Raw genomic sequence first — 20,267 nt, forward strand, 5'->3', positions numbered from 1 at the left:
GAAATGTCAAAAACACAAGACGTGATTCAATTGACAGAGAAGTTCGGGGCGCACAACTATCATCCGCTACCAATCGTCATCTCGGAGGCGAAAGGGATTTGGGTGACGGATCCGGAAGGAAACCGTTACATGGATATGTTGAGTGCATATTCGGCTGTCAACCAGGGGCATTGTCATCCGAAGATCATTCAAGCGTTAAAGGATCAGGCGGATAAAATCACGCTGACGTCACGGGCGTTTTATAACGATCAGCTCGGTCGCTTCTATGAAAAAGTGGTAACGCTTACAAATAAACAAATGGTGTTACCGATGAACACAGGAGCCGAAGCAGTCGAAACAGCCGTCAAGGCAGCGCGTCGTTGGGCGTATGAAGTGAAACAGATTCCGGGTCAGGCAGAAATCATCGTCTGTTCAGGAAACTTCCATGGACGGACGATGGCAGCTGTGTCGATGTCGACAGAGGCGGAATACCAACGCGGGTTCGGACCGCTCTTGCCAGGCTTTAAAGTTGTCCCTTACGGCGACATCGACGCGTTCGAAGCAGCCTTAACAGAGAACACGGCCGCGTTCATCGTGGAACCGATTCAAGGCGAAGCCGGAATCATCATTCCACCAGAAGGCTATTTGAAACGGGCGAGTGAGTTGTGCCGTGAGCAGAACGTCTTGTTCGTCGCCGATGAGATTCAATCGGGGCTTGGTCGTTCTGGGAAATGGTTCGCCATCGAGTGGGAAGATGTCGAGCCAGATATGTTCATCCTTGGAAAAGCACTCGGGGGCGGTGTGTTCCCAGTATCGTGTGTGGCGGCCAACGAAGATGTGCTCAGCGTGTTTAGTCCAGGTTCGCACGGTTCGACGTTTGGGGGGAACCCGCTCGCGGCAGCTGTCTCGATCGCCTCGCTTGAAGTGCTCGAAGAAGAGAAACTTCCGGAGCGTTCACTTGAGCTCGGCACGTACTTCATGGACCGCTTAAAGTCGATTGACAACCCGCTCATCAAAGAAGTGCGTGGACGCGGCTTATTTATCGGTATCGAATTGACTGAAGCGGCACGTCCGTATTGTGAAGCACTCAAAGAGCGTGGGTTGTTATGTAAAGAGACGCATGAGACGGTCATTCGCCTCGCGCCTCCGCTCGTGATTACGAAAGAAGAACTCGATGAGGCGTTCGAAGCGATCTCGGCTGTGTTCGCGCCTGCCGCTATTTCATAAGCGAAAACGCTTTGTTATAATTTAAGAAGCAATCAAACACCTGCCGCAACTAATGGCAGGTGTTTTCGTTAGGGAGGAACCGTGATGCTGTATGTATACGTTGGACTGGCCGGAGCGCTCGGTGCGTTACTCCGCTATGAGATTGGTGTTGGCGTGCACAATTTTTATGGCGGGGCGTTTCCGTTCGAGACGCTCGCGGTCAACTTGATCGGAAGCTTTCTGCTCGGCTGGCTCACGCATTTCTTGTTTCGGACAGGCCGCCTCTCCCCGATGGTCGTGACCGCGCTCGGAACGGGTTTCATCGGGTCGTTTACGACGTTTTCGACGTTCAGTGTCGAGACGATCGTGATGATTGAGGCGAGAAACTTGGTCGGCGCGCTCGTTTACGTCACGCTCAGCATCGGGCTTGGTTTGTTCAGCTCCTGGTTCGGCTATAAATTAGGCCATAGGCGTTTCCGCCGATTTGAACATCGGAAGGGGGACGTGTCATGACGATTTTGGCTATCATGCTTGGTGCGTTCTTCGGGGCGATGGCTCGCTTTGGCATCGGTCAACTCGTAAAAAGATGGACGGCCTCTGTCTTTCCATGGGCGACGCTATTCGTGAACGTGACGGGTTCGTTTTTTCTTGGCTATTTGTTCAATGCGTCGATCAGCGAGACGGTACTACTTGGAATCGGGGTCGGCTTTCTCGGTTCGTTCACGACATTCTCGACGTTCAAACTCGAAGTCATGCGTTTTGTGACGAAAGATTGGATTCGGTTTGGGCTCTATTTATTCGCCACGTATGTAGGTGGAATCCTTGCCGCGTATGCAGGGTATCATCTCGGTTAACGAACAATCCCCTCGGAAATGATTCCGAGGGGATTGTTTATTCGGCAAGTTGAAGTTTTTCGGCACATGAGGAGCAGGTGGTCTCGTAAGACTCGCACTGTTCATCCATATGTTGCCCACATTCTTGACATGTCTTATCGGGTAACTTCCGATAAAATTCAACCGATGATTCGAGACGGCTTGCCCATTCGTTCATGATAAAGTGCCTCCTTCAAGATAGGGGATTCGTGTTTAATTAATTTGATTGTATTATAACAGATGGTAATAAGTCAATAATAATATATAACAGACTTTTGCGAAGTGGTTTGATAAACTAAAGGTAACGAGAAATGAGGTGACATCGATGAAGACACCCCAATGCGAGACGATTGCGATTCAACTAGAAGAAGTAGCTGTGTTACAAACGAAACTCGACCAATTTGACGCCTCACGCGTCAGTCGGTTATTTAAAGCGTTTGCTGATCCGACACGATTGAAGGTGTTGTATGTCTTGACGCTCGAAGCGGAGCTGTGCGTGTGTGACGTCGCAGCCGTCATCGGTCATTCCAACGCGACGGCGTCCCATCACTTACGGACACTCCTCGACCAAGGGCTCGTCAAGTATCGGAAAGACGGAAAAGTCGTCTATTACTCACTCGATGATGACCATGTCCGCTCGCTTGTCGAGATTGCGATGGCGCACAGCGCTGAACAACATCCGAACGAACGTTAAGCATCTTCCGCTTCTATAGCGGAAGATTTTTTTTGGTTGCAGATAGGAGAAGGCGGTATTATGATATATTCAAACGGACATTTGAATATAAGAGGAGGACTGCTTGATGACAAGTCGAGATATCTTGCCGATTGAAGGCGTGACGTGTACAAACTGTGCGGCTAAAATCGAACGGCGCGTCGAAGACCGGGCGAGTGTCGCGTCATGCCAAATTGATTTTGCGACGAGTCGCATGATTATTGAATGGAACGAAACAAATGATCATGAAGCTGAATTACAATCGATTGAACGGGTAATGGAACAGATTGAACCAGGGGCCCACTTTGCTCAAAAAAAGGGGGCGGATCAACATGTTGATCGACTCCTATGGCGCTTTGGAACGGCCCTTGTCATATTCGGACTCGGTGTGTTTACCGACTCGCTTATCCTTTATGTCCTGGCCTATGTAATCGTCGGATATGACGTCGTGTATGCGGCCGTTCGGAACGTCTGGCAACGAGAATGGTTCGACGAGAAGTTCTTAATGACGATTGCGACGTTCGGTGCGTTCGCCATCTCAGAATATCCCGAGGCGGTAGCCGTCATGTTGTTCTATCAGCTCGGTGAGTATGTGCAAGGGCGAGCGGTTCGTGCCTCCCGTAGGTCAATTCAATCGTTGTTGACGATGAAACCGACGATGGCGCGGGTCGTTGAATCGACCCGAGAAGTCGTGCGACGACCCGAGGACGTGTCAATCGGCTCAATCATTGTCGTGTTACCAGGCGAGCTAGTTCCAATGGACGGGAGCGTTGTAAAAGGAGCAAGTTCACTCAATACCGCTTCCCTCACAGGAGAGGCCGTCCCGCGTCCGATTCGGCCGGGCGAACCAGTTTTGGCGGGCATGTTGAATTTGGAAGGACGGCTTGAAGTCGCTGTCGAGCGTCGCTCGACGGAATCAAGTTTACAGAAGATGATTACCCTCGTCGAAGAAGCGAGTGCGAAAAAAGCGCAGACCGAACAAATGATCACGCGTCTCGCAAAAATCTATACACCCGTCGTCGTCGGTCTGGCGGCACTTGTTGCTTTCATTCCACCGCTCTTTGTCGGTGGATTAGAAGAGTGGGTGTATCGTGCCTTGATTTTTCTCGTCATCAGTTGCCCGTGTGCGCTCGTCATCTCGATTCCACTCGGTTATTTTGGTGGAATCGGAGCTGGGTCGAGACGAGGTATTTTAGTGAAAGGGGGCGAGTACTTAGATGTGCTCGCCGAAGTGGACACCGTTATTTTCGATAAGACGGGAACGCTCACGACCGGTGAATTTAACGTCACAGCAGTCGAGACAAATGGCAACTTATCAGCAATCGAACTCATACAGATTGCGGCGAGTGTCGAGCGTGCGTCGACGCATCCACTCGCAAAGGCTATTGTCGACCATGCTGGTGAAGGAAGAACGTTTTCCGATATCCGTGAAGAACCAGGTTATGGTCTCATGGCAATGGATGGGAACGATTGCATCTATGTCGGAGGTACCCGTTATATGGAGAAGTTAGGGCACAAGGTCCATGAAGAGAGCGTTGGAACGCATGTGCATGTCGTTAAAAATGATGTGTGGCTTGGTCGTATTGAATTGACAGACTCGATTAAACGCGATGCGCGCGAAACCATCGCTGCATTGAAACGGAACGGGTACCGGACAGTCATGTTGACCGGGGACCGGGCTGTCGTCGCAGAAGCAGTAGGAGCGGAACTCGGGCTTGATGAAGTGAGAAGCGACCTTTTGCCCCATGAGAAAGTTGAAGTGGTAGAACGATTCGTAAAAGACGGGAAAGTTGCGTTTGTCGGTGATGGTTTAAATGATGCGGCCGCTTTAGCTCGGGCCGATGTCGGTCTTGTTATGGGTGGGATCGGAAGTGACGCGGCAGTAGAAGCTGCTGACGTCGTCATCATGAACGACGAACCACATGACCTGCTCACAGCGATGAAGTTAGGCAAGCGGACGAAACAAATCGTATGGCAAAATATTGCCTTCGCTTTTTTGATGAAAGCAATATTCATGCTCCTTGGTTTATGGGGAATTGCCACGATGTGGGAAGCCGTTTTCGCTGACGTGGGAGTTGCGTTGATTGCGATTGGAAATGCGACCCGATTAATTCGAGAAACAAAAAAAGACCTCAACCAAGGTTGAGGCGAGAAGGCCAATCAAGTGCGATTGGCCTTTCTTTTCGTATGTGTCATTAAGAAAATGAGAATGACGAGGATGGCGATGAGAAGAATGGCGACGGAAATGAGTGCCTGAATCGCAATGTCGATTTCCCGTTGTGTTGCTGTCAGCTGTTTGCGAATGTCGTTATACTGCATCTTCTTCAACGATCGCAAATCCTCTAAAATCGTCTGGCGCTGATCGGTCATCGTCTCGGCGACAGCGGTCGCTTGTTCGAGGTCGCCGGTCTCATAGATGACGACCACACGGTCCGCTTCTTGTTCCCAAATGCCGTCTCGATACAATAAGTCGAGAAGCGAGCTCGGTGTATCCGGGTCGCCAGCGATGGAGGCCTTCAACTCTTTCGCACGTTGGGACATGCTGTAGTACGCTTCGAGGAAACGTCGGTCTTCGTAGGCGAGAAGTCCACGAATCGCATTGGCTCGCTCGATGTTATAGTACATAATCTCTTCGATGGCTTGATAGGAATCTAGTCGAGGCCCGTAAATATCCTCGATTCGTTCGTTTGTATTGCGTAATTGCACGATAAAACTGGCGATGACAAGCACGAGTAAAATGGCCAAGGCCCCGAATAATGCTAACCACTTCCGCTGTGACATGGCACTTCCCTCCCTTCTGATGACAATCGTACAACAATTTCTTTCATTCGGCATAAATTATTTTTTTGGAAAAGGAAAAAAACGGGTAAACGTTTAAATACATAGGATGGCGTACTATGTTATCGTTTACAATTGATGAGGGGTACGATTTTAATCATAAGGAGAATAACTATGCCAGAGAACTCGTCGTTAAAAAAGTTACACCAAGTTTTAAAAGATAAACGGACCGATTTGCACTATGAGATCCCGTCCTTATGGAATCGAATGCGCTTCTTATCCGAACCGGTCCGCGATGGTGTCGAACGGGTCAACCCATACGATTTCTTAATCGAGACGATCGAGAAAGGCATTCTTCCGCATGCGGTCGACGGCCGTGATTACACCGAATCAGTCGCGAAGGCGGACGCTTACTTGGAGACAGGTGGCGATTGGATTAAGCGTGCTTCGGTTTACTCGATGCAAGTGCGGACATCAACGTCTTGGGATCATGATGGGTCTGGTTATGTCGAAATGAAGAATACACAAGGAATGAAAGATACGGGGACGTTCGTAAAGACGCTTGCCTTGTTGCCTCATCTCCTTTACATGGGAATCGATACGTTATTCATGTTGCCAATCTCGCAACATAGCCATAAAAATAAAAAAGGCGAGTTCGGCTCTCCGTATGCCGTCCAAGATTTCTTCGCCATCGATGAAGAGCTCAAAGAGACGCTCACAGGGGACGACATGACCGTCGAGGAAGAGTTTGCCGCTTTCGTCGAAGCTTGTCATATGGTCGGCATCCGTGTTGTCATCGACGTCATTCCTCGAACGTGTGCCCGTGACAACCGATTAATTTTAGAAAATCCAGAATGGTTCTATTGGATTCCGGTTACCGAGCTCGACTATTACCATCCGCCGCACGTACCGGGAATCGGTGAGAACGTGAAGCCAGAATATGCGTTCTTGCCGATGATTTACGGATCAGAAGAAGTGTGGCACCATCTGCGTCGTTTCTCGATGGCACCGAACTTAGTCGATGCGGCGAAATGGGAACAGGTGAAAGCATACTTGCTCGACCATCCGGAAGAGAACTTGCTCGCCGTCATCGAGCGGGAATTCGGTTTAACGACCGCTCCGGCGTTCTCCGACTGCATCAACGACCCGCAACCGCCCTGGTCTGACGTCACGTATTTCCGCTTGTTCCTGGATCATCCGATGGCGGCAGCGCCATACGTGAACGAAGCGAACCTCGCACCGTACATTTTATTCGATTCGATTAAATCGAATCAGTTCCGAGGCGAACAAATCAATGAGCCGCTCTGGGCGATGCTGACGGACATCATCCCGCACTATCAGCGGGAATATGGGATTGATGGCGCACGGATCGATATGGGCCATGCGTTACCGGTCGATTTGGCTCAACGGATTTTGACGGAGCCACGAGCACTCGACTCGAACTTCAGCTTTATCGCCGAAGAGTTGATTGAGATTGGGGCGTGGGCGGCACGCGATGCCGGTTATAATATGATTATCGGCTATGGTTTTTATAAAGAACCACGTTTTGACACGCACGATACACACCAATTCTTTTACGATTCACGCTTCTTGCCACTCCCTGTGTTCGCTGCCGGGGAGACCGCGGATACCCGCCGCATCGCCACTCGTGACGGCGGTCGTCAAGCGAGTCGATTGCTCACTGTCTTGAACGGGTTCATGCCGAACGGGGTGCCGATGACGAACTCCGGACTCGAACTCTATGAGACACAGCCGATGAACACCGGGCTCGACTGTCGTCCGGAAGAAGCGTATCAGCTTTTCCCGACTGATCCTTATTTCGGCAAACTCGCCTTCTTCGACGCGTATCAGTTCCATTGGGATCACCCAGAACGGGACGAGATGATCGAACTGATGCATCAAGTGGCTGGAATTCGTCGTCGTTGGCTGGACGTACTCGTCAATCCGAGCCATTTTGAGCCGTTGACGATGGGGCAGATGGATGCGCCGTTTATTGGTCTGGCCTGGTTGCGTCCGGACACGAACGAGACACTCCTCGTCGTCGCCAATACGAATATGCACCAATCGCTTCAGGGCACGGTCGCCCTCGACGGCGTACGTCGCCGGAACTGGAACGCGAGCCGTTTCGCCGAGATGGTCTACTCCCCGAATTCGTGGCCGTACGCGGAGCACAGTTTTGATGACAATTGGAACTTGTGGGTCGATTTGAAACCAGGTGAAGTGAAAGTATATGAGATGAAATAAGGCAAAAACGCCTCGGACCGAGAACAGGTCCGAGGCGTTTGCTATTGTCGTTGTTTCATGTAGAAGATGACGAACTCATCGAGTGGCATCGGTTTCGCATATCGATAGCCTTGCATCGAGTCACAGCCGATTCGGCGTAAAAACGTCTCTTGGTATTCGGTTTCGACGCCTTCTGCGACAAGCGCCATTCCAAGTTGTCTCGCCATGGCGACAATGGTCGCCGTGACCGTCTGGTACTCTCGATTTTCTTCGAGTTGCATCGTGAACTCGCGTGGAATCTTGAGTTCGTCGATCGGATAGCGGACGAGGTAGGCGAGCGAGCTATAGCCGGTACCGAAATCGTCAATCGACAGTTTGATGCCGAGTGCCTTCAGTTCGAGGATACGATTCAAGACGCGGTCGGAATGGTGTGCTGCGACCGTCTCCGTCAATTCGAAGTTCAATCGGCTCGGCTCAATCGGGAATCGCTCAAAGAGTGACGTCAAATACTCGATTAAGTGTTCATCGAACAATTGGCGGACCGATAAGTTGACCGACAGCTTCGGTAAATCGATTTCGCCTTGTTCGAACGCATACATGAGCTGGAACGTCTCGTGAATCATCCAACGGCCGAGGTCTTGAATATGTCCTGTCTCTTCGGCGATCGGGATGAACTCACTCGGCGGGACGAAGACGCCGTCGCGCTGCCAACGCATGAGCGCTTCGGCACCGATGATCCGCTTCGTCGCCGCATCGACCTGAGGCTGAAGGTAAAGCGAGATCTCGCCTTTTTCTAAAGCGGTATCGAGTCCTTCCATCAACAGTTTACGCTCTTCTTTGTCTTCACGGAGCTCTGGTGCGAACAGGACGGTCTCATCCCGTCCTTTTTCTTTTGCCTTATACATGGCCAAATCAGCGTTTGACAGTAGATGTTTGAGTGTCGCCCCGTGATGAGGATAACGAACGATTCCGATGGAGGCGTGAATTTCGACAAGCGTCCCGGCCAAGTAGTAGGGAGGACTGTAGACAAGACGACGTAGTCGTTCAATCAACATCTCATCGTCATCGTGTTCGGCGACGACGATGAACTCATCCCCACCGAGGCGTCCGGCGTATTCGTTCGGCAATAGGGCGAGGCGGAGCCGTTTGCCGATGTGTTGTAACAATTGGTCGCCCATATGGTGACCGAATTGATCGTTGATTTCTTTAAAGCCATCCAAGTCAGAAAACATTAACGTGAACGGGCGTCCGTCTTCGATGAGCCGTTCAATCTGCTCCTGGAGGGCATAGCGGTTATGTAACCCGGTCAAGCTGTCATGGTTCGCTTGATACAGAATTTGTTCTTGCTGTACGATCATTTGCGTGATGTCTTTGACGATGGCATAGATGCCCTCGACGTCTCCATTGATAATCATCGGGATGTTCATCAATTGCCACACACGTTTCGTCCCGTCATCGGTCACGATATTGACTTCGAGCGTTTCCGGACGTCCGGTCGTCAAGTCGTGAAGGGCGGTGGCGTAAGCCCCTCGGTCCTTCGGTTCGATCACGTCGAGAATGTTTGTCCCGATTAGCGTGTCGGCGGTGTGGCCGAGAACGGAACTCCCCGCCTCATTGACCGACAGCACTTCGCCGTCCAAGTCGAATAAAAAAATTGGTTCCGCATGATAGGCGAATAGCGAGCGATATTGTTGTTCGCGAATTTCGAGTTCGTGTGCTTTTGTCGTCACGGCAGTCTCGAGGTCGGTGTTGACGGTATGTAGGCGATGACTGATTAACGCGTTTTGTTTCGTCACGACGAACTGACGAATGAGTAAAAGCAACACGGCGTTCGCAATCATGGAATCGAGGACGGACGTACCGAGCAGCCGGTCGGATGCAAGCATGAAAAGCATGACGATCATGCTGTAGACAGTATAATCAATCACCGAATCATGGATGAGAACGTCTTCGCTTGGTTCATCGTACAAAAAACTAATGGAGATGAGGAAGATGCTACTGACTTGGAGCACATGAACAAGGTCGTGGCCAATTCCAGCGAAGGCAATCACTTGATTCACGATTGAGGCGGTCGTAAACCCGAGAATCCCGACGAGAAGGAGGATTCGAAACGTATGACCCGGCGTGACAAAACGATTCAAGTACAAAAAAGCGAGCGCCATATACAAACTGACGAGCACCATCTGCTCTTCGAATCCATTCAATTGATTGCGATACGCTTCTCCGTGAGAAGAATAAAAATAAAGATGGAGCGCACCGACAAGTAAAAAACTGAACAGGGCGAACACATCGAATGTCCGGAGTTTCAGCGTGCGCATCTCAATCGATTGTGTGATGACAATCAAAGCCATAATTAAATAAAAAAAGTTTTGGCTAAACAAAATCAAATCACTCGAAACAGGAACTTCGTAATGTAGCGCGGTCAAGTACGTCATGAAGCACACGTTTCCAGCACTAATCAGGATGTAAATGAAGCGTCGCATCCCGCGATGGGCCGCAGCCGCGTAACCGCTAAATAAGGTTGCGATGAACGTGATGACGATGAAATAGACGAACAGACTCGTCTCACGTAGCGAATAAGGACTGAAAATAATCAATAAAAGTCCAAGAAAAAATGTCCCGACGAGCAGGGCGGGTACTGATTGGCGCAAGGAGTGGCTAGACAACTCATGCACCTCCTTCTATATTCTATGAGGCTCATTCGTATTATCGGAACGAATTCTGGTTTGTTACACTAAAAAATCGACAACCACGCGTTGTCGATTAAAGGGTGTATGAATGTTCCTTGAAGTTTCCGACGACCGAATCAATTTCTGACACCGTAATGAACGCTTCTGAGTCGATATCCGACACGATTTGACGCAATTTTGGGATCTCATTGTTTTGGACGACGACGTATAGCATTTTTTTCGTATCGTTCGAATATCCGCCAATCGCATCCATGATCGTGACACCACGCTTCAAGTTCTGCTTAATCACCAAATTGATTTCATCCGACTTTTTACAGATGATAAAGCACTGCTTTTGAGCCGAGAAGAAACGGTGAATCGTCAACAACGTCCGTGAGCGAACGAAGCTCAAGACGAGGGCATACATGACGGCTTTGATGTCGAATGTAATGAAGACGAGCACGTAGACGACGATGTCTTGCGTCAAAAAGATTTTAGGGAGCGAGAGGTTTCGGTTCGTCGTATAGATGACTTTTCCGAGAATATCGAGTCCACCTGTCGAGGCTCCAGCAAATAAGAGTAGCGCCAACCCGAGCCCAGAAACGATGCCGCTGAAGACGGAAGCGACAAGCGGGTCATCGAGCGGGGTCGGTGGAATGAGGACCGGTAGCGCATCGATTAAAATCGAGGACAAGACGACGACGATTCCCGTCATGAAAATGAATCGCTTCCCTAAAAATTTGATTCCGACGATAAAGAGCGGGATATTCAGCAAGAGTTGCGTGAGCCCGATTGGCGTCCCGAAGAGTTCGTTGACAATAAGTGTGATCCCGACGATTCCTCCCGAGCCGATTTCGTTTGGCTTGAGAAGCAAACCGACGAAGATGGATTGTAGAATCGTTCCGGCAATAATGAACAGGACCGTTTCGACGGCGATTCGTTTTCTTGATTTTGCGTACATAGAAGTTGGCTAGGCGCCATACGCCCCCTTTGATATAGTTCTCAAGCAAGCGTACTTCGACCGACGCAGAATTTCAAGCGTATGATTTACATCTCGTGATGAAACCGGTCAATATCACTGGCGAGTTGTTCGTGAACATAATCGATGACTTGGGCATCATCGAACAATCCAAGCGGTGCATCATCCGGAATGGCATCGAATGGCGAGACGAAATACAGCACGGCCGCGACGAGCGCATCTTCTTTTTCTGGTTGCATGTCGAACTGGTCGTTATAGATTGCCCGTAATATATTGAGCAACTGTTTCATCTGGAAATAAAGCGTCAATTCTTCTTCGCGCTCGATGTTCGAGATGTCATAGGAAGCGACGTCGACAGTCACTTTGGCGAGGGCTAGTTCGCCTTGGACGAGCAAGTCTCCGCGCTGCTCATTATCGGTGTATGACGTTTTCGCTGTATCTAGAAAGTGTGCATACGTTGTTTTCCAATCTGGCATATTAAATTCCTCCTTCTTTCTTCATCTACTAATATGCCCGTTTTTGCGATTTGGTTGCAACTTTTCCGAAAATTTAAGAAAATAAGAAAGAACGAAAAAAGGAGGAACTGTACATATGTCTACTTATACAATCCCGACCGAAGCGGAGTTTGCCCGTTATGCGGAACTCGCCGTAAAAAAAGGTGTCAATATCCAACCGGGCCAACAGCTTGAAATCCGTGCCGATATCAGCCAAGCGCCACTCGTCCGTCAAGTCGTCAAAGCAGCATACGCTGCTGGAGCCAAACAAGTTTTCGTTAACTGGAGCGACGAGGAGTCGACGAAGATTCGTTATTTTGACGCGCCACAAGACTCATTTAAAGAATTCCCAGAATGGTTGAAAGCTCGTTTTGAGCAACTTGCAGAAGAGAAGACAGCGTTCTTGTCGATTGTCAGTGATGATCCCGATGCGTTAAACGGTGTCGACTCGTCTCGAATCGCGGATTCGAACCGGGCCGCCGGCGTGGCGCTCGCTACATGGCGCAAGTACGTCATGAGCGACAACGTGAGCTGGTCAATCGTTGCCGGTGCCTCAGAGGCATGGGCGAAAAAGGTATTCCCAGACCGTGAAGATGCGGTTGCTGCACTTTGGCGTGCTATTTTTGCGGCAACCCGCATGGACGAGACAGACGTCGTCGCCGCTTGGGACGAGCACGATCAAGCGCTCCGGACCCGTGCGAAGCTGTTGACGGAAAAGAAATATGCGAAATTGCACTATAAGGCGCCGGGTACGGAATTGACGATTGGCCTTCCGAAGAAGCACGTCTTCCTTGGTGGTGGCGGACCGAACACGGATGGCGTCGATTTCATCGCCAACATGCCGACGGAGGAAGTGTTTACGCTTGCCGATAAAGATGCGGTCGAAGGGCATGTATCGAGCACGAAGCCACTCAGCTACAGCGGAAACTTGATTGACGAGTTCACGCTTTGGTTCGAAGGTGGAAAAGTCGTGAAAGCGGAAGCGAAACAAGGTCAGGCTGCACTTGATGAGTTGCTGAACCTCGATGAAGGGGCGCGTCGTATCGGTGAAGTGGCGCTCGTTCCGGACGATTCACCAATCTCGAACTCGGGCCTCCTCTTCTACAATACGTTGTTTGATGAGAACGCCTCGTGCCACTTGGCGCTCGGACGTGCCTACTCGACATGCCTAGAAGGCGGACCATCGATGTCAGCGGAAGAACTCGCCGAGAACGGGGCGAACGATTCGATGACACACGTCGACTTCATGATTGGGTCAGCCGAGATGGATATCGACGGGGAGCGGGAAGACGGTTCACGCGAAGCGATCATGCGTGCTGGGAACTGGGTGATTTAAAGAGGGAAGAGACGAATCCGATACGGGTTCGTCTCTTTTGGTATGAAGGAAAAAAACATGGCCGGCTCGAATGATTCAGGAACGACTACATAAAGGGGAAATGAGCGTGAAAAAAGGCTTACTTTCAATCGGCGTGACTTGTCTCGTTTTGATGGTGTTACACGCGACGCCGCACGCGGCGCTCCGGACATACGTCTGTCTAATGGGGCACCCAATCGCCGCACTCACATCGCCGATTACAGAAGACGATTCGCGAAACGAGCTAGAGCAGACAGCATTTGAAGAACGGGGCGGGAGGATTTATACGTTGACGGACCCACCAGTGGAACGCGCGACACAAGGTCGGCTCGAGAGCTATTTCGTACGGAAAGTCGGACCGTTCTATTTGGCGGAACATTATGGGGGCGGATAAAAGGGAGGCAGCAGACGCTGCCTCCCTTTTAAGAATGGTCGTACAAATAGGCGAGTGCGTTCGGCAAGCGACGGCACCACGCCGACTCGTGATGAATTGCACCCGGTTCGACTTCATAACGGAACATGATTCCGCTCCTCGCAATCGTCTCGACCAATTTGGCGTTCGTATACAGATAGTCTTCTGGAGTGAACGGGCCGCTCGTCTCGTCCGTTCCGAGGTCCATGTAAAGCCGGGCCGACAGTTCCGCTTGTTTCAGCTCCCGGATGAGCGGGTCCAAGTTCGACCAGGCGGCCGTCGATAACGATCCGACACGACGAATCGAAGGATACGTCATCATCATATAGAGTGAAATGACTCCGCCCATCGAGCTGCCCATCACGCCGACGTCGTCCATATCTGTCGCGTATCGCGCATCAATCCACGGTTTCAACTCGTTCATAATCCAGTCGGTATACCGTCGTCCTTTTCCGCCGAGCGTCGGCCGTGTCTTCGCGAGTTCGGGTCCGATTCGCCGAACCAGCATCTCATCTTCAAAAAAAGAGTAGTCGTCATAACGATCGAGCCAATCCGGCGGGCTAGCGATTGCAACGACCATGAGCGGCAAACGGGACGTCTCGATGAATCGATCGATGCCCCAGTTCGCTTTCGTTTCATGGTGAAAGACGTTTTGACCGTCATGCATATAGAGGACAGGCAACCCTTCGTCATCGGAAACGAAATCCGGGCGAAACACGGATACGAGTCGTTTTTGACCGGTTTGGTCGCTCGGTAGGTTAAAGCTGAACTGTTCAATCATATATACGCTTCCTTTCACTATTTCTAAATTGATTGTGACGTTGTTTCATCAAAAGTTCAATCACCACACTTGACTACCTACCGTTCGTTAGGTAAAGTAAATGGAGAAGATAGGAGGACGAACGAATATGAATACAAAACAACGAATCGAGCAAGCGGCGACGCGCCGTTTTGCGTTAGAAGGATACGAAGGACTCTCACTCGCCACACTTGCCGAGGACGTCGGGATTAAAAAGGCCTCCCTCTATGCCCATATTGAAGGAAAAGAGCAACTGTTTAAACAAGTGGTCGAAGCGATGGCCGCTCGGTATGACCTCGCTTGGAAAGAAGCGCGTGACGAATCGTGTGCTGCGCCGCCACTTGAACGAATCGAAGCAATCGTACATGCACTGATCTGTTTCTTCGGGGAAGAAGAGACGTGGATGCTGACGAAACGGATGCTTCTTGTCCCACCACCGGAGCTGAGACCGTTCATCGAGTCGACGCTCGGGAATGTGGAGGCAGAACTGCAGGCGTTTGAAAAGGAACAGTTCCGCCTCGCGATGGAGCAGGGGGCATTGCCGGAGCAATCGCTTGACGACATATATGACGCCTATTATTGCTTTTTAGACGGGGCGCTCATCTCGCTCTTCACATTTGAAACGAATCGCTCTGCGCGTCAACGCGCTGCTTTTAACATCTTTAAGAAAGGAATTGGATGGACATGAAACGAGATCAACTAGCGTGGCTTTGGCTCGTCATCGCCGGTCTACTCGAGATCGTCTGGGCGACGACGATGAAACTATCGAACGGCTTCACTGTTCTTCTCCCGACTGTGATAACGTTCGTTTTATTGATCGTCAGCTTCGGCTTATTGGCTTTATCGTTCCGGGTGTTACCAGCCGGAACGGGCTATGCCGTTTTTACCGGGATTGGCGCTGTCGGAACGGTCATTGTCGGAAATATATTGTTTGATGAGGTGCTCACCGGTATGAAGCTTCTTTTTATTAGTACGTTGTTAATTGGTGTGATTGGTTTGAAACAAGTGACAGGAGGAGAGACGGGATGAGTTGGGCATTTTTAATTGGGGCGGGACTTGCCGAAATGATCGCTGTCTTCTTCATGGGGAAATCAAAAGGCTATCAAATTTTGAAATGGTCCGTGCTATCGGTTATGACGTTCGCGCTCAGTTTCTATTTATTGTCCCGTTCGCTTGAGACGTTGCCACTCGGACTCGCCTACTCGATTTGGGTCGGGATTGGGGCAGCCGGTGGCGTCATCCTCGGTATGCTCTATTTGAATGAATCGACAGATCGCCGGCGTATCTTCTTTTTAACGCTCATTATCGGAAGCGTCGTCGGCTTAAAAGTCATCGCTTAACGAGGATTCAACTTGCCTCAAAACGGGAATTAATGAGTAAAGACTGTGAATGAAAGGGGCGGGAACGATGAAGCATGTCGAGTTACACTCTGAACGCTTACGGCTTGAACCCTATACGATTTCCGATTTTTATTTCGTGAAGTCTTTACTCCAAGACCCGCGTGTCATGAGGTTTATCAGTCCGGACGGGAAACCGTTCACGGACGAGCAGACGATTGAATGGTTCGAGCGGCAGCTTGCGCGTTACAAGACAGGACGACAAACCGGGTTACTCAAATTGATGACGTTCAATAGTGATGAGCCAATTGGTCATGCCGGGACGTTACTGCACGATTTGGATGGTAACGTGGAATTAGAGGTCGGCTACTGGCTTGCGCCGAAACATTGGCATATGGGTTATGGCCGGGAAGCGGCTGCCCGACTCATGCAACATGCGTTTGAGGAAGGCGAGACGGGGATCATCTCCCTCATCCATCCTGACAACGTGCCTTCCCAACGTGTGGCGAAAGCGAACGGCCTACATTGGGATCGCGACACGGTGTATGAGGGCATGGTCGTGTCCGTTTACGCAGGCGATTTAGAACGGCTATGCCGACATATGCAACGGCAAGAACTGTCTCGCTAAAAAAAATAAAAAAATTTTTAAAAACTTGTTGCCAAGTGATTAGTTTCTTGATATATTAATAGTGTCCTTAAGAGAGGACACGACCTGATTCTGTAGCTCAGCTGGGAGAGCGCTACCTTGACAGGGTAGAGGTCGCTGGTTCGAGCCCAGTCAGAATCACTTGGGTGCCAAACCCGATGCGAAACCCACCGGAACATGGGTTTCCGCGAAGCCACTTCTTGCGAGAAGTGGCTCTTTTTTTGTTCTTTTTTCAATTGACAGACGTTGGAACGGATTGGTATATTGCTTTCAATACATATAGAAACGGGGGATACCGGATGGTGTTGTTAGGGACGATCGTCAACGCGGCGCTCATCGTCGTCGGGACGTTGCTCGGCCTTTTATTCCATCGAATCCCTGAGCGGATGAAAGAGACGGTCACAGCGGCGATCGGGCTTGCGGTCGTCGTGCTCGGTGTGCAGATGGGGATGAAAAGTGAGAACTTCTTAATCGTGATCGGCAGCCTTGTCGCCGGGGCGGCGCTCGGGGAATGGTGGAAACTCGATGAAAAATTGAATGAAGTCGGCTACCAATTGGAACGCCGCATCGGCGGGAAAAGCAAGTCGAGCATTGCCGAAGGATTTATTACAGCGACGCTCATTTTCGTCATCGGGGCGATGGCTGTCATCGGGGCGCTCGACAGCGGCTTACGTGGCGACCACGATGTATTGTATACGAAAGGATTAATCGATGGGTTTACCGCCCTCGTCCTCGCCTCCTCGCTCGGAATCGGAGTCATGTTTTCGGCCGTTCCGGTCTTGCTGTATCAAGGGGCGATTGCCTTATTGGCGATTCAAATTATGAAAATCGTACCCGAAACACTCATGGACAGCTTTATTTTAGAGATGACGGCAACGGGCGGGGTGATGATTGTGGCGATTGGTTTGAACTTGGCTGGTATCACTCGGATTCGAGTCGCAAACTTGTTACCTGGTATTTTAGTCGTAGGCATCATTGTTTCCATCTTACATATGCTCGCATAAGAAAAGGTCCGAACGTGATGATCAACGTTTCGGACCTTTCGTCATTCTTGATGTTGTTCAACATCTTCTTTCGCACTTTCACGGAGCGCGGCCGACATCACGTCAGATAAATTGCGATCACGCAACACGCCGACGCCACGATCGGTTGGCCCGCCCGGGGCAGCCACGTCTGAGATAAGCGCGTCAGTCGGACGCGTCTCGTTCAACAGTAGTTCAGCCGATCCTTTCATCGCTTGAGCGACGATTTGTCGTGCCGTCGTCTCGTCAAATCCGGCATCGGTCAACACCGGTGTCATCGACCCGACGATTTCATAAAAGAACGCTGGACTGCAACCGGCGGCGGCCATGAAGGCAGACATCGTTTTCGCGTCTGTCACGGCGGTTCGGCCGACCCGTTCAAATAGCGCCGTCGCCGTCGCGCGCACGACCTCGTCCGTCTCCGGTCCGAACCAAAGCCCTGTCATCCCGTCACGGAAAGCGACCGGCGTGTTCGGCATGGCGCAAACGGCTGGGAGCCCTGAAGCGGCCTCGAGTTCCGCAGGCTCGATATGTGCGGCAACTGAGATTAAAAGTGGGGCATGCCATGTCTTCGAGCGCACGTATGGGAGCACACCGTCTGGTTGCATGGCGAGTACGACGATGTCGTATGCGTTCACGTCTTCGTCTTCTACGACTTGGACGCCGAGTTCATTGTGGAGTTGGTCCAATCGAGCCCGGTCACTCCGATTCGTCATCGTGATCGTCTCCGGCGAAAGACCGGAGTCAATCCAACCTCGGACGAGTGCCTCACTCATCGAACCGGCTCCTATCATTAATAATTTCATGTTTCGTCACCTCTTCTGTTAGATTCGGTCTTGTACATGGTGCCTATCATAACAAATGTTCCGCTGAATATCCCCTTCTATGCTCGAATTGTAAAAGAAAGGAAATAATGTAACCACTTCTTCACACGTCATATCGGACAGTGAAAGTGACAGAATCCGTTCGACGAGCTATGATGGCAGTAATCTATTCGAGCGAGGCGATTTTCATGAAACGAATTCTTGTGCGTGGCATAAAAGGGTACCAGCGTGTCCTCTCTCCCTTAAAACCTCCGACATGTCGCTTCTATCCGACGTGCTCCCATTACGGGATTGAGGCGATTGAAAAGCATGGTGCGGTCAAAGGCGGTTACTTGACGGCGCGACGTTTATTACGGTGTCAGCCGTTCCATTCGGGTGGACTAGACTATGTGCCGGACGAATTTGACTGGAAAGCCCCTTTACAACGAGAAAAACCGCCTTCACAGCGAGATGCCTAAGCAGCGTCTCGCTGTTTTAGGTACAGAACCTTTCTGTCACTATTGTTTTAGTACAATACTTTTGACAAGGTTCTAAGTAGTCTGAAAAAATAGAGAGGTACAACTACATAAGGGGAAAGGGGATTTCAGCATGAGTCAATCGTTCAGTGAACTAATCGGTACGATTTCAGACTTTGTGTGGGGACCACCGCTGTTAATTTTGCTTGTGGGGACAGGCGTTTATTTGACAGTACGTTTAGGTGGCCTTCAAATCACAAAACTGCCTTACGCATTAAAGCTCGCCTTCTCGAAAAATCAAGACAAGACGTCACGGGGGGACATCAGTCACTTTCAAGCCCTCATGACGGCCCTTGCAGCCACCGTCGGTACGGGGAATATCGTCGGGGTCGCCACGGCCGTCGTCCTTGGTGGACCAGGCGCCATCGTTTGGATGTGGCTGTCCGGGTTCTTTGGGATGGCGACGAAGTATGCCGAAGCCGTGCTTGCCGTCAAATATCGGGTGACGGATGAGCGCGGACAAATGGCCGGAGGCCCGATGTATTATTTGGAACGTGGGTTAAAACAACGGTGGCTCGCCGTTCTCTTCGCCGCGTTCGCCTCGATCGCCGCCTTTGGAATCGGCAACGGCGTCCAGACGAACTCGGTCGCGCTCGCGCTCAAGTCGACGTTTGACGTTCCGCTCTACGTGTCTGGTATTTTGGTAATGGTGTTCACGGGTGCCGTCATTCTCGGTGGTGTGAAATCCATCGGACGTGTCGTCAGTTATTTCGTTCCGATTATGATCATCTTCTATTTAGGTAGCGGTCTTATTATTATGGTCATGAACTTCACGCTTATTCCGGATGCGATCGCACTCATCTTCAGCAGCACGTTCAGTGCCGAGGCCATCGGCGGAGGAGCCATCGGGGCCGCGATTCGTTACGGTGTCGCGCGCGGCGTCTTCTCAAACGAAGCGGGTCTCGGTTCGGCTCCAATCGCTGCGGCCGCGGCGAAAACGGATATGCCGGGTCGGCAAGCGCTCGTGTCGATGACACAAGTCTTTCTCGATACGCTCGTTGTCTGTTCCATCACGGGAATCACGCTCGTTATGGGCGGACAAATCGGCTCGGGACTTGAAGGTGTCGATTTGACAGCGGCTACGTTTGAACAGTTCCTCGGGCCGTTCGGTCGCTACGTCGTTACGATCGGTCTCGTCATGTTCGCCTATTCGACGGTCCTCGGTTGGTCGTATTATGGGGAACGCTCGATTCACTACTTGTTCGGACAAAAGTCGATTATCCCGTATCGGATCGCGTTCGTCCTTGTCGCCGGTCTCGGTGCGATGACGACGAACTTGAACTTGGTGTGGGCGCTCTCGGACGTGTTCAACGGATTGATGGCCATCCCGAACTTGATTGGTCTCTTGTTCTTGTCAGGGGTCGTCATCGCCGAGACGAAACGATTCAATCAACAACTCGCGCTCGAAAACCGCAATCGAAAGGCGTCCTGACGCCAAAACGCCAC

The 20,267-nt window shown here is 50.8% G+C and carries 22 protein-coding genes and 1 tRNA gene; 16 read left to right on the forward strand and 7 right to left on the reverse strand.

Annotated features, from left to right (window positions below; genetic code table 11):
* Positions 1-3 precede the first annotated feature (3 nt).
* The 3 genes from KNP92_RS12755 to KNP92_RS12765 all read left to right on the forward strand — a co-directional run bounded on the left by KNP92_RS12755 (position 4) and on the right by KNP92_RS12765 (position 2,039).
* A complete protein-coding gene (locus tag KNP92_RS12755) occupies positions 4-1,206 on the forward strand; it encodes an ornithine--oxo-acid transaminase (RefSeq protein ID WP_214841098.1) in 1,203 nt (400 codons plus the stop codon).
* Positions 1,207-1,290: 84 nt separating this feature from the next.
* Positions 1,291-1,698 (forward strand): fluoride efflux transporter CrcB, encoded by a 408-nt coding sequence (gene crcB, locus KNP92_RS12760; protein ID WP_214841100.1) that lies wholly within the window; start codon positions 1,291-1,293, stop codon positions 1,696-1,698.
* Positions 1,695-2,039, forward strand: a complete 345-nt coding sequence (locus KNP92_RS12765) for a fluoride efflux transporter FluC (protein ID WP_251136585.1) — start codon at positions 1,695-1,697, stop codon at positions 2,037-2,039. Before crcB ends, KNP92_RS12765 begins: the two co-directional genes overlap by 4 nt.
* Positions 2,040-2,076: 37 nt before the next feature.
* On the opposite strand, the gene yhfH is transcribed toward KNP92_RS12765, so the two are convergent.
* A complete protein-coding gene (gene yhfH / locus KNP92_RS12770; protein WP_214841102.1) occupies positions 2,077-2,235 on the reverse strand; it encodes a protein YhfH in 159 nt (52 codons plus the stop codon).
* 147 nt (positions 2,236-2,382) lie between these two features.
* On the opposite strand from yhfH, the gene KNP92_RS12775 reads away from it, so the two are divergent.
* A complete protein-coding gene (locus tag KNP92_RS12775; RefSeq protein ID WP_214841104.1) occupies positions 2,383-2,751 on the forward strand; it encodes an ArsR/SmtB family transcription factor in 369 nt (122 codons plus the stop codon).
* Between the two features lie 106 nt (positions 2,752-2,857).
* Positions 2,858-4,915 carry a heavy metal translocating P-type ATPase gene (locus KNP92_RS12780; protein ID WP_214841106.1) on the forward strand — a complete coding sequence of 686 codons (2,058 nt, stop codon included), beginning with the start codon at positions 2,858-2,860 and terminating at the stop codon, positions 4,913-4,915.
* 14 nt (positions 4,916-4,929) lie between these two features.
* Here the strand turns inward: KNP92_RS12780 and KNP92_RS12785 are convergent, their stop codons facing one another.
* Positions 4,930-5,550 (reverse strand): hypothetical protein, encoded by a 621-nt coding sequence (locus tag KNP92_RS12785; RefSeq protein ID WP_214841108.1) that lies wholly within the window; start codon positions 5,548-5,550, stop codon positions 4,930-4,932.
* Between the two features lie 171 nt (positions 5,551-5,721).
* On the opposite strand from KNP92_RS12785, the gene KNP92_RS12790 reads away from it, so the two are divergent.
* A complete protein-coding gene (locus KNP92_RS12790; protein ID WP_251136586.1) occupies positions 5,722-7,791 on the forward strand; it encodes an alpha-amylase family protein in 2,070 nt (689 codons plus the stop codon).
* 41 nt (positions 7,792-7,832) lie between these two features.
* On the opposite strand, the gene KNP92_RS12795 is transcribed toward KNP92_RS12790, so the two are convergent.
* The 3 genes from KNP92_RS12795 to KNP92_RS12805 all read right to left on the reverse strand — a co-directional run bounded on the left by KNP92_RS12795 (position 7,833) and on the right by KNP92_RS12805 (position 11,894).
* Complete coding sequence (locus KNP92_RS12795) at positions 7,833-10,436, reverse strand: putative bifunctional diguanylate cyclase/phosphodiesterase (protein WP_214841110.1); 2,604 nt, start codon at positions 10,434-10,436, stop codon at positions 7,833-7,835.
* Between the two features lie 97 nt (positions 10,437-10,533).
* Positions 10,534-11,400, reverse strand: a complete 867-nt coding sequence (locus KNP92_RS12800; protein ID WP_214841112.1) for a YitT family protein — start codon at positions 11,398-11,400, stop codon at positions 10,534-10,536.
* A gap of 86 nt (positions 11,401-11,486) precedes the next feature.
* On the reverse strand, positions 11,487-11,894 hold the full coding sequence (locus KNP92_RS12805) for a YkvA family protein (protein WP_214841114.1): 408 nt from the start codon (positions 11,892-11,894) through the stop codon (positions 11,487-11,489).
* A 115-nt stretch (positions 11,895-12,009) separates the two neighbouring features.
* Here KNP92_RS12805 and KNP92_RS12810 point away from each other — a divergent pair, with 115 nt between their 5' ends.
* Together KNP92_RS12810 and KNP92_RS12815 are read left to right on the forward strand one after the other, a co-directional pair.
* Complete coding sequence (locus KNP92_RS12810; RefSeq protein ID WP_214841116.1) at positions 12,010-13,248, forward strand: aminopeptidase; 1,239 nt, start codon at positions 12,010-12,012, stop codon at positions 13,246-13,248.
* A gap of 106 nt (positions 13,249-13,354) precedes the next feature.
* Complete coding sequence (locus KNP92_RS12815) at positions 13,355-13,660, forward strand: hypothetical protein (protein WP_214841118.1); 306 nt, start codon at positions 13,355-13,357, stop codon at positions 13,658-13,660.
* Positions 13,661-13,688: 28 nt separating this feature from the next.
* Here KNP92_RS12815 and KNP92_RS12820 read toward each other — a convergent pair whose 3' ends face one another.
* A complete protein-coding gene (locus KNP92_RS12820) occupies positions 13,689-14,459 on the reverse strand; it encodes an alpha/beta hydrolase (protein ID WP_214841121.1) in 771 nt (256 codons plus the stop codon).
* A gap of 127 nt (positions 14,460-14,586) precedes the next feature.
* On the opposite strand from KNP92_RS12820, the gene KNP92_RS12825 reads away from it, so the two are divergent.
* The 6 genes from KNP92_RS12825 (at position 14,587) to KNP92_RS12850 (ending at position 17,464) form a co-directional block, all read left to right on the forward strand.
* Positions 14,587-15,165 carry a TetR/AcrR family transcriptional regulator gene (locus KNP92_RS12825; protein ID WP_214841123.1) on the forward strand — a complete coding sequence of 193 codons (579 nt, stop codon included), beginning with the start codon at positions 14,587-14,589 and terminating at the stop codon, positions 15,163-15,165.
* Positions 15,156-15,506, forward strand: a complete 351-nt coding sequence (locus KNP92_RS12830) for a DMT family transporter (protein ID WP_214841125.1) — start codon at positions 15,156-15,158, stop codon at positions 15,504-15,506. Before KNP92_RS12825 ends, KNP92_RS12830 begins: the two co-directional genes overlap by 10 nt.
* Positions 15,503-15,817: a DMT family transporter gene (locus KNP92_RS12835; protein ID WP_214841127.1), complete on the forward strand. Its 315-nt coding sequence runs from the start codon at positions 15,503-15,505 to the stop codon at positions 15,815-15,817. Before KNP92_RS12830 ends, KNP92_RS12835 begins: the two co-directional genes overlap by 4 nt.
* Positions 15,818-15,884: 67 nt before the next feature.
* The gene (locus tag KNP92_RS12840; RefSeq protein ID WP_214841136.1) at positions 15,885-16,442 is read left to right on the forward strand and encodes a GNAT family N-acetyltransferase; all 558 of its coding nucleotides are present in this window, start codon (positions 15,885-15,887) and stop codon (positions 16,440-16,442) included.
* Positions 16,443-16,528: 86 nt separating this feature from the next.
* A tRNA-Val gene (locus tag KNP92_RS12845) sits at positions 16,529-16,601 on the forward strand.
* A 158-nt stretch (positions 16,602-16,759) separates the two neighbouring features.
* Positions 16,760-17,464: a DUF554 domain-containing protein gene (locus tag KNP92_RS12850; protein ID WP_214841138.1), complete on the forward strand. Its 705-nt coding sequence runs from the start codon at positions 16,760-16,762 to the stop codon at positions 17,462-17,464.
* Between the two features lie 41 nt (positions 17,465-17,505).
* Here KNP92_RS12850 and KNP92_RS12855 read toward each other — a convergent pair whose 3' ends face one another.
* Complete coding sequence (locus KNP92_RS12855; protein ID WP_214841140.1) at positions 17,506-18,288, reverse strand: pyrroline-5-carboxylate reductase family protein; 783 nt, start codon at positions 18,286-18,288, stop codon at positions 17,506-17,508.
* 206 nt (positions 18,289-18,494) lie between these two features.
* On the opposite strand from KNP92_RS12855, the gene yidD reads away from it, so the two are divergent.
* Both yidD and KNP92_RS12865 read left to right on the forward strand, forming a co-directional pair.
* On the forward strand, positions 18,495-18,764 hold the full coding sequence (gene yidD, locus KNP92_RS12860) for a membrane protein insertion efficiency factor YidD (RefSeq protein WP_214841431.1): 270 nt from the start codon (positions 18,495-18,497) through the stop codon (positions 18,762-18,764).
* A gap of 130 nt (positions 18,765-18,894) precedes the next feature.
* Positions 18,895-20,253 (forward strand): alanine/glycine:cation symporter family protein, encoded by a 1,359-nt coding sequence (locus KNP92_RS12865; protein ID WP_214841142.1) that lies wholly within the window; start codon positions 18,895-18,897, stop codon positions 20,251-20,253.
* Positions 20,254-20,267 lie beyond the last annotated feature (14 nt).

It is taken from the genome of Exiguobacterium sp. s122, assembly GCF_018618475.1.
Taxonomy (GTDB): Bacteria; Bacillota; Bacilli; order Exiguobacteriales; family Exiguobacteriaceae; genus Exiguobacterium; species Exiguobacterium himgiriensis.